The following is a 9,004-nucleotide window of genomic DNA, read 5'->3' as shown; positions in this document are numbered from 1 at the left end:
GCGCCCGCAGGCCCCTGCGCTAAATGGAGAGCTCCGGGCCTACGCGCGCTGACCCGATGCAACCAGAGGCAGGGGTCCCTTTTGGGAGCCGATAGGGGGGCCCGTTTCGATGCCGATTGACAGTGCGTCGTGGTTCTCGGCAAGCCCGTCGGCACCACCCCGTTCGGCTGCGTCTCGGTTTGCCTCAAGGCATGGAAACCCGCGACCTGCCCGTTATTGATTGCGTTGCCGTCATCGGTTTCATAGTCGCGCTGTTGGTGGCTTACGGTCGCTGGCCCCATATGCCGGTCTGTTCTGGGCCTTGAAGGAGGGTGCACCACAAAGGCCGGCGGCGGCGAGTACCGCGGCCGGCGTTGCCGTCGCCATCTATGCCTGGCACTCCATCGGGCGACAGTTCCGATGTTCCTGGCAACGTGGCACATCATTGTTATCGCTGGCTGCTGCGCTGGTAACGGGGCGACTACTTCCGCGCCCAGATGGTGTGCTCGATCTTGCCCTTCAGTTCCGGATAGGCTTCCGGGTCGAAGCGTGGCTCGCCAATCTTCTTCTGCTCGAAATAGTCCTTCGTGAGTTTCGCCACGGTGCCGGAAAGCAGCACGATGGCGACGAGGTTGACGGAGGCCATCAGGCCCATCGCCGCATCGGCCATGTTGAAGACGACGGCGACCGTCGTATAGGCGCCCCAGACGACCATCAGCAGCACCGCGGCCCTGAGTGCGGCGATCGTGCCCTTGTTGTCGAGCTTCAGGAAGACCATCGCATTCTCCGAATAGGCATAGTTGCCGATGATCGAGGTGAAGGCAAAGAAGAAGATGGCGATGGCGATGAAGTAGCGGCCGGCCTCGCCGATATGGGCGACCATGGCCTCCTGTGTCAGCGGCGTGCCGGTTAGCTCGGAGCCGGGTGTCATGACGCCTGAAAGCAGGATCATGATGCCCGTCGCGGTGCAGATCAGGATGGTGTCGATGAACACGCCGAGCGCCTGCACGAAGCCTTGGCTGGCCGGATGGTGCGGCGAGGGCGTGGCGACGGCAGCGATGTTCGGCGCGGAGCCCATGCCGGCCTCGTTGGAGAAGAGACCACGCTTGACCCCGTTCAGCATGGCGCCCGCCACCCCGCCGGCCGCCTGTTCGATGCCAAAGGCACTCTTGACGATAAGGGCAATCACGCCGGGAACCTCGGCAATGTTCGCCAGCACGACATAGATCGCCATGCCGAGATAGGCGACGGCCATGAAGGGAACGACATACTCGGCGACTTGTGCGATCTGCCGGATGCCGCCGAAGATTACCACGGCCGTCAGCACGGCCAGCGCGATGCCGACCCAGAGCTTGTCGATGCCGAAGGCGCCCTGCATGGCGTCGGCGATCGAATTGGCCTGCACCGCATTGAAGACGAGGCCGAAGGCGATGATCAGGCAGACGGAGAAGATGACGCCGGCCCAGGGCGCATTCAGCCCGCGGGAAATGTAGAAGGCCGGCCCGCCGCGATATTGCCCGTCATGGTCGGTGATCTTGTAGAGCTGGGCGAGGGCGCTCTCGGAGTAGGCCGTCGCCATGCCGACGGCCGCCACCACCCACATCCAGAACAGCGCACCGGGACCACCGAGGAAGACGGCGACAGCGACGCCGGCGAGATTGCCTGTGCCCACGCGCGAGGCGAGGCTCGTGCACAGCGCCTGGAACGGCGTGATGCCGCTCGCATCGCTGGCGGGCGCCCTCATCACGGAACGGAAGAGCTCGGGAAAATGCCGGAACTGGATGAAGCCGAGGCGGAAGGTGAAGTAGAGGCCGACCAAAATCAATCCATAGATGAGGACATAGCTCCAGAAGATGGTGTTCAGAAAATCGATGACGGCATTGAGAACGGTCACGATGGCCTCCCTGCAGCAGGCACGGCACAGCAATCCCGTCGGCGAACAAGCATGTTCGCCGCGACATTCGATGCGCGTGATTTGCGATGAGTTGACGGGCCGATAGTTGCATGGAGCGCGCGTTGCCGCAACCTTGAAAGGGGTGTTGAACACCTGCCATCGACCTCCTCGCTTCGGATCGGGTATCCGGCCCAGCTGCAGCCTGTGCATCCCCGTCAACCGAAATGGGCTTGCGATGGCGCGAATGGAGACAGCAGTGGCCACTTCGGCAGTCGAGGCTGCAACGTGCAGGCCCGGATCGCGCGGCCGGAAAGGTTGGCGGATGGCAGGGGACGGCGGGCCTCGGGTGGGCGGCCGCTGAAGGGGTCGGCAAATGGGGATGGTCGTAGCAGCGCATGGTTCGGCTTTCAATGCGGAGCGGCTTCAGGTCGACGAAGCGCTCCGTCACGCTCTGGCAGGCCGTCGCCCGACCGTCCGGTCAGTCCGGGGACAGAGAACGCGATGGCCGGGCATCCGGTGGAGGCTGGGAGGGGCGATGCCTATCCCAATGGACGTCCGGGCACCGGTCAGGCTGCGCTCGAGCCGTGCCCTCGTCGCGTCCCTACCGCAAAAGGGTGACGGCCGTAATTCTTGTCTCGGGTCGGCGAATATCTAGAATCGGCTAGGTGAGGAAACATCGGGAAACCCATATGGCGACGGTTCAGGTCCTTGTTCCCTGTTACAACTACGCGCGATACCTGGAGCAGTGCGTCCAGAGCGTTCTCGATCAGGACGGCGTCGATGTCGATGTCCTCATCATCGATGATTGTTCGTCCGACGACACACCCCGGGTCTGCGCCGATCTGATGCGCCGCGATCCGCGTATCCGGGTCATCCGCCATGAGACCAACAAGGGTCATATCGCGACCTACAACGAAGGCATCGCACAGATCCGTGGCGACTACTTCGTCCTGCTTTCGGCGGACGACTTGCTCACGCCTGGCGCCCTGTCGCGGGCCACGTCGCTGATGGACGCCCATCCGAACGTCGGCATGACCTACGGGCAACCGATCTCCTTCACCGATGTCCTTCCGCCGGCGCGAACCTCGTCGAGCAGCACCTCGATCTGGCGCGGAAGGACGTGGATCCGACATATGTGTCGATCGGGAAAGAATTTCGTCGTCTGCCCCGAGGCAGTCGTCCGGGCTGATATTCAACGGCGGATCGGCGGATATAGTGCCGATCTCCCGCATTCCGCCGACATGGAGATGTGGCTGCGCATCGCGGCCATTTCCGACATCGGTCGCGTCCACGGCGCCGATCAGGCCTACTACCGCGTCCATGTGCTCAGCATGCAGCGAACCATCCATGCCGGCGTGCTGTTCGACCTGGACGGACGACACAGGGCGTTCAAGGCTGCGTTCGAAAAGGAAGGCGCGGATCTGCTGGACAGGGATGAGCTCTATGGCCTGGCAAGGCGCTCGCTCGCCATCATGGCGCTCCGGCATGCGCGCGAGCTTTGCGAATTTCCCGCCGACAATGATGCGCCGCCGGCACAGTACCGCGAATTCGCCGCGTCGCTGTGGCCGGGTATTGTCGCCACGTCCGGATACCGGGCGCTTGTGGCCGACGAGCGCCACCATGAAAGGAGCGCCTTGCAGGCCGCCCTTGCCCGTCACAGCGCGCGGTTGCGCCTGTTTGCGGAGCGCGAAATCTTCAACAGGGTCGATTGGCATTGGGCCCGGTACACCGGCATACACGTTCCACGGTTCTACTTCTGATCTCCGCGCGCCGTGTACCGCGCAACAGCCACCGTGCCTCGCGACATGGCGAGGACCGGTTTTCGAAGGCAGGCCGATGCTGACGACGGTGATGAGAGACGACGTTTCCCGCAGCGGCAGGCCAAGACCTGACGCGTATCGGGGACGTGTGCGCAGCAGGATTGACGCCGGCGCAGATGCCACCACCGATGGGCAGGGCCAGGCAGGCCACAAGGCTACCGCACGGCTGCCATGGACGGTTGCCATCTTTCTTATCGGCCTCGTCATTCCGTGGATTATACCGCTCGGCCCGATGAACCTGTCGGTATATCGGATCGTCCTGCTCGCCGCCGTGCTGCCATGCCTGTTCATGTGGGTCAGCGGCAGGGCAGGGTCGATCCGCGTCGTGGATGTCGCCATCCTGTTGTTCAGTCTCTGGTCCTCGCTCAGCCTCGCCGTCGTCCATGGCATCGGGCCAGGGATCGAAGCGATAGGGATGCTGAACATCGAGACGCTCGGCGCCTATTTCCTGGCGCGCTGCTATATTCGCACGGCAGACGACTTCCGCAACATGGTCCGGCTCGCCTGCTGGCTCGTCATGCTCCTCCTTCCGTTCGCCCTTTACGAATGGACGACCGGCCAGAAGCCGCTGCTGACGATCCTGGGCACGGTCTTTCCGACCCCCGAGGTCACGCTCATGACGCCGCGAATGGGTTTCTGGCGCGTCCAGGGGCCATTCGGACATTCGATCGCCTTCGGTTTCTTCTGCGGAAGCTTCCTCGCCCTGGCCTATCAGGTGCTCGGCTACGGGAAGGCGGGCCTGTCCCGCTGGATCATGCCGGCAGCTATCTTCTTCACCGCCTTTTTGTCGATGTCGTCGGCGCCCATTGCGGGCATGGTGATGCAACTGGCATTCATCGGATGGAATCTGGCGTTGCATCGGTTCAGCTATCGATGGAAGATCTTCTGGGCGATCGTCTTCCTCTGCTATCTGATCGTTGAAATCGGCTCCAACCAGACGCCGGTGCAATTCTACATCTCCCGTTTCACCTTCGATCCGCAAACCGGCTGGTTTCGCCTGCTGATCTGGGAATTCGGGTCCGCCTCGGTCGCAAACCACTCGTTGTTCGGCATTGGCCTGGGCGACTGGGCGAGGCCGTCATGGATGGCAGACAGTGTCGACAACTTCTGGCTTCTGATTGCGATGCGACACGGCATTCCGGGCGTCATCCTGATCTTCGCAGCCTGCTTCTTCGCGATCTGCGGGGTCGCCTATCGAAAGAGCGTCGACGAGAGGGTCGATGCCTACCGTTCCGGATACGTCATCTGCATGGTGATGTTCATGCTTGTCGGCTGCACGGTCCACATCTGGGCCGCAAACTACGTATCGTTCCTGTTCCTGCTCGGAAGCGGCATCTGGATGCTGGACGCAAAACCCGGCGAAGGAGTCCCGGCCGGACGACCGGGTGCTCGGGCGCGCCGAACGGCACGGACACCGACGGCGATCGAGCGGAAGGGCCGAAGCGAGCGTCGCGAGTCCGGCATGCGGGGTTGACTGTAGCCTTTGGCGGGTCCGGCCATGGGGCGTCGATGGTTCACCGTTCGGTGAATGCCCTGGACATGCTGTCGGTGATCGGCTTGACGATGTAGCTGAAGAAGGTGCGCTTCTCCGTCTGGATCATCACCTCCGCTGGCATGCCGGGCGTCGGGTGGAAGCCCTTGACCTTCGCGAGCTCTTCCGCCGGAATGTTCACGCGCGCCAGGTAGACGTCGTGGGCCGGCATGCCCGGCTTGCTGTCCTCCAGCGCGTCTGCGGAAATATAGAACAGGTTGCCGTAGAGAACCGGCGTAGTGCGCTGGTTGAGTGCCACCAGGCGGACCGTTGCCGTCTGCCCGACCGATACGCTGTCGATATTGTTGCGCGGTATCTGCGCTTCGATGATCAGCGGCACGCCGGCCGGCAAGATCTCCATGATGCCCTTGCCGCTTTCGATGACGCCGCCCGCCGTATGGTAGTGGGTCCGCACGACGGTCCCCGTCACCGGCGCGTTGATCGTCACACGGCGCAGGACATTCTCGGCCTGACGGGACTGTTCGCGGACGGTGTCCAGTTCGCCCTGGATCGCCTGCAGCCTGTCGAGCGCGTCTTCGCGGTAGGTCTGTTCGGTGCTGCCGATTTCCTGTCGCCCCTTGACGATCTGCGCCTGCGTCTCGGCCACTTCCGATTCCAGCCTGCCGATCTGTCCCTCCGCGTCCGCCATCGCGCGCTGGATGGCCTTCAGTTCGGTCTCGCGGATCAGCGCCTTGGCGAGAAGCTTCTTCTTGCTCTCCTGCTCTTCACCGAGCAGCTCCAGTTGCCGTATGATGGATACGCGCTGGCGGGCGTATCCTTCGCTGCGGAACTCCAGCGCCTTGATGTTCTGGCGCAAGAGCGACAGCTCGTTCGACTGCTTCAGCCGCAAAGCCTTGAAGTTCAGCTGCTGGTTCATCAGGATCGACGACACGTCCGGGTCGTTGCGGTGCTTCTCCGCAATGCCGGAGATGTCCATGTGCTCGTCGTCCTCGAACAGGGATGTCAGCCGCGCGGCGGTCGCCTCCAGCCTGACGCGACGCAGGAACAGTTCGCGCTCCTTGGCCAGCGCGGCGGTTTCGTCGAGCCGCACCAGCGGCTGGCCCTCCACCACCTCGTCGCCTTCGCTGACGAGCAGTTCCTTTATGATGCCGCCCTCATAGTGCTGGACCACCTTGTTGCGGCCGGTCGCCACGAAGCTGCCCTGGGCGATGACTGCCGCGGCGAGCGGAGCGGTGAAAGCCCAGGCCCCGAAGCCCCCGAACGTGGCGCCCAGCAAGATGATGCCGGCCGTCATCTGCCTTCGGATAGACCGGGGCACCTCCGAGTACCACTCGATGTCCTGGATCTTCGCTATGTCGGACATCGCCGTCGCTCCTACTGCAACTGATGGCCAAACGAGCCGTTGTCGATCTGGATGCCCCGCGTCTCCAGCGCCTTCAATACGTCCTGCCGCAGGCCGAACAGCGCCACGGTGCCGTTGACCAAAAGCAGGACCTTGTCGACATTGCTGAGCAGCGCCGGTCGCTGCGTGATCGTGATCATGGTGATCTTGTGCTCCTTGGCGTGTTCCAGGGCGCGCATCAAGGCGGCGTCGCCGGCGCTGTCGAGATTGGAGTTCGGCTCGTCCAGCACGACCATGCGGGGATCGCCGAAGAAGGCGCGGGCGAGTGCGATGCGCTGCTTCTGCCCGCCGGAAAGCGGCGACCCGTCGGCAGCCACGATGGTCTCGTAGCCGTGCGGCAGCGTGGCGATCATCTCGTGGACGTCGGCAAGCATCGCCGCCTTGTAGATCTGCTCGTCGGTTGCGTCCTGGCGCATGCGCGCGATGTTCGCCTTGATCGTCCCGGGGAAGAGCTGCACGTCCTGTGGCAGATAGCCGATGTTCTGGCCAAATTGCCGCTGGTCCCAGTTCCGGATGTCCATGAGGTCGAGCCGGACGTTGCCGGATGTCGGCAGGATCGAGCCGACCAGCATCTTTCCGAGCGTTGTCTTGCCGGCCCCGGAGTTGCCGATGACGGCAAGCGAATCGCCCGGCTGCAAGGCAAAGGAGAGGCCGTTCAGCACGACGCGCTTGGTCCCGCCCGGCACGTAGAGCAGCCGCTCCACATCCAGCCGGCCTTCCGGCCGCGGCAGGTTCAAGCGTTCGAAATTGAGTGGCGATGCCTTGAGCAGGCTGGTTATCCGGCTATAGGCCGCCCGTGACTGGCTGTACTGGCTCCACCCTTCGATGGCGCCCTCGATCGGCGCCAGTGCGCGTCCGGCGATGATCGACGACGCGATCACCATGCCGCCGGTCATTTCGCCGTTGATCGCTAGGTGAGCACCCCATCCCAACATGGCCACCTGCGCCAGAAGGCGGATGCCCTTGGAGAGTGCGCTGATGGCGATGTTGCGATCCTGCGCGACGACCTGCGCCTTCAGGGAGGCGGCCGTGTCCTTCCCCCAGATCTGCACCGCTTCGGGTATCATGGCGAGTGCGTTGATCACCTGCGAATTGCGCGACATCGATTCCAGGTGAAGATTGGCCTTCACCTGCGAGGTGTTCGCCTCCGCGAATGGGGCCGCCGTCAGGCGCTGGTTGACGAGGGTGAGGATGAGAAGAAGCAGCGCCGTGGCGATCACGATCGATCCGAGATGGGGATGGACGAGGAAGACGGCGACGACGAACAGCGGCGCAAGCGGGGCGTCGAGGAACGACAGCAGGGTTCTGGATACGAGGAAGGACCGCACCTGCTGGAGATCGCCGAGCGTCTGGTACTCCCGTCCGCTGCCGTTGAGCGATGCGGTCGCCGCAGCGCTCAGAATGGGCGCGCCCAGTTGCACCGCGACTTCCACGGCCGTGCGCATCAGGATGAAGCGACGTATCGCGTCGAAGATCGCCTGCAGCACGATCGCGCCGACGATGACGAGCGTCAGCATGATCAGGGTGTCGAGCGAGCGGCTGGTCAGCACGCGATCGGAGATCTGGAACAGGTAGATGGGCACCGCCAGCACCAGCACATTGGTGGCAAGGGTGAACACCATGACCGCAGCCAGGTTGAGCCTGACGGCGTCGATCCCGGCCTTGAGGCTTGCGGAGAAATCCACGGGTCCGAGCCGCTTGTGAAAGGTGCCGCCGCCCGAGCCCGAACCCTTCCCTCCGCCGCCGGAGAAGGCCTTGTCGTTCGGCCCCGAACCCGCCTTTATCGGGCCGGTGTCGCCCTCGATCGTCACGAGGCCTTCGGCCCCCTTGGCAACGGTCGGTTCGCGCTTGGCCGTCTCCGGTCTGGCTTCGCCGAAAAGCGCGCGTGTCCGCTCCCTGATCGGTGCCGCTGCCGGTTTGTCCTGCGCTTTTGCCTGCACGACCGGCTCCGCCGCAGCCTGCATGACCGGCTCTGCGGCAATCCGAGTGACCGGTTGGGGAACGAAGGTCAGGATTTCCGGTTTTGCGACGGCCGGTGGCGGACCGATGACGACAGGCTGGGGCGCGGGACGAGGGGCCGCGGGGGAGGCTGCCGTCTTGATCGGGCGGGTATCCTTATCCGGCTGCGGCATGCCCCGCGGGCCCATCCCCGGCGTCCGCTCCGGGCTTTCGGGCCTCGCTGCGGATTGCGGGTCGCGCCGCCGCGTGTCCTGAGGCGGGGCCGGCAGGACGACTGCGACTCGGGGCGGGACGGCCGGCTGTTCGCTCTCCGTGGGGACGATCCTGGGCCCCGGCCTGTTGGGCGGGCCGAATTTCGCGCGATGCGCAGATGTCATGGCGACAGCTGAATCCGGCCCCTCGACGGCGGCCGCCTGGCACTGCTGCACGGCATTCTGAAACCGTGCATAGGCCTCGTC

At 64.1% G+C, this 9,004-nt stretch carries 5 protein-coding genes; 2 read left to right on the top strand and 3 right to left on the bottom strand.

The window, feature by feature from the left end:
- Nucleotides 1-460: 460 nt before the first annotated feature.
- A complete protein-coding gene (locus LQK81_RS19185) occupies nt 461-1,873 on the bottom strand; it encodes an alanine/glycine:cation symporter family protein (protein ID WP_230807975.1) in 1,413 nt (470 codons plus the stop codon).
- Nucleotides 1,874-2,562: 689 nt separating this feature from the next.
- On the opposite strand from LQK81_RS19185, the gene LQK81_RS19180 reads away from it, so the two are divergent.
- Nucleotides 2,563-3,633: a glycosyltransferase family 2 protein gene (locus tag LQK81_RS19180; RefSeq protein WP_230807974.1), complete on the top strand. Its 1,071-nt coding sequence runs from the start codon at nt 2,563-2,565 to the stop codon at nt 3,631-3,633.
- Entirely contained in the window at nt 3,521-5,167 is a 1,647-nt protein-coding gene (locus LQK81_RS19175) for an O-antigen ligase family protein (protein ID WP_230807973.1), read from the top strand. The genes LQK81_RS19180 and LQK81_RS19175 overlap by 113 nt, the downstream gene beginning before the upstream one ends.
- A gap of 40 nt (nt 5,168-5,207) precedes the next feature.
- Here the strand turns inward: LQK81_RS19175 and LQK81_RS19170 are convergent, their stop codons facing one another.
- Both LQK81_RS19170 and LQK81_RS19165 read right to left on the bottom strand, forming a co-directional pair.
- Nucleotides 5,208-6,548: an HlyD family type I secretion periplasmic adaptor subunit gene (locus tag LQK81_RS19170; RefSeq protein ID WP_230807972.1), complete on the bottom strand. Its 1,341-nt coding sequence runs from the start codon at nt 6,546-6,548 to the stop codon at nt 5,208-5,210.
- 11 nt (nt 6,549-6,559) lie between these two features.
- Nucleotides 6,560-8,734: a type I secretion system permease/ATPase gene (locus LQK81_RS19165; RefSeq protein WP_230807971.1), complete on the bottom strand. Its 2,175-nt coding sequence runs from the start codon at nt 8,732-8,734 to the stop codon at nt 6,560-6,562.
- Nucleotides 8,735-9,004: the final 270 nt, after the last annotated feature.

This window comes from Rhizobium sp. GN54 (genome assembly GCF_021026345.1).
In the GTDB taxonomy this organism is placed as follows: domain Bacteria; phylum Pseudomonadota; class Alphaproteobacteria; order Rhizobiales; family Rhizobiaceae; genus Mycoplana.
This window is presented reverse-complemented; position numbering and strand designations above follow the sequence as displayed.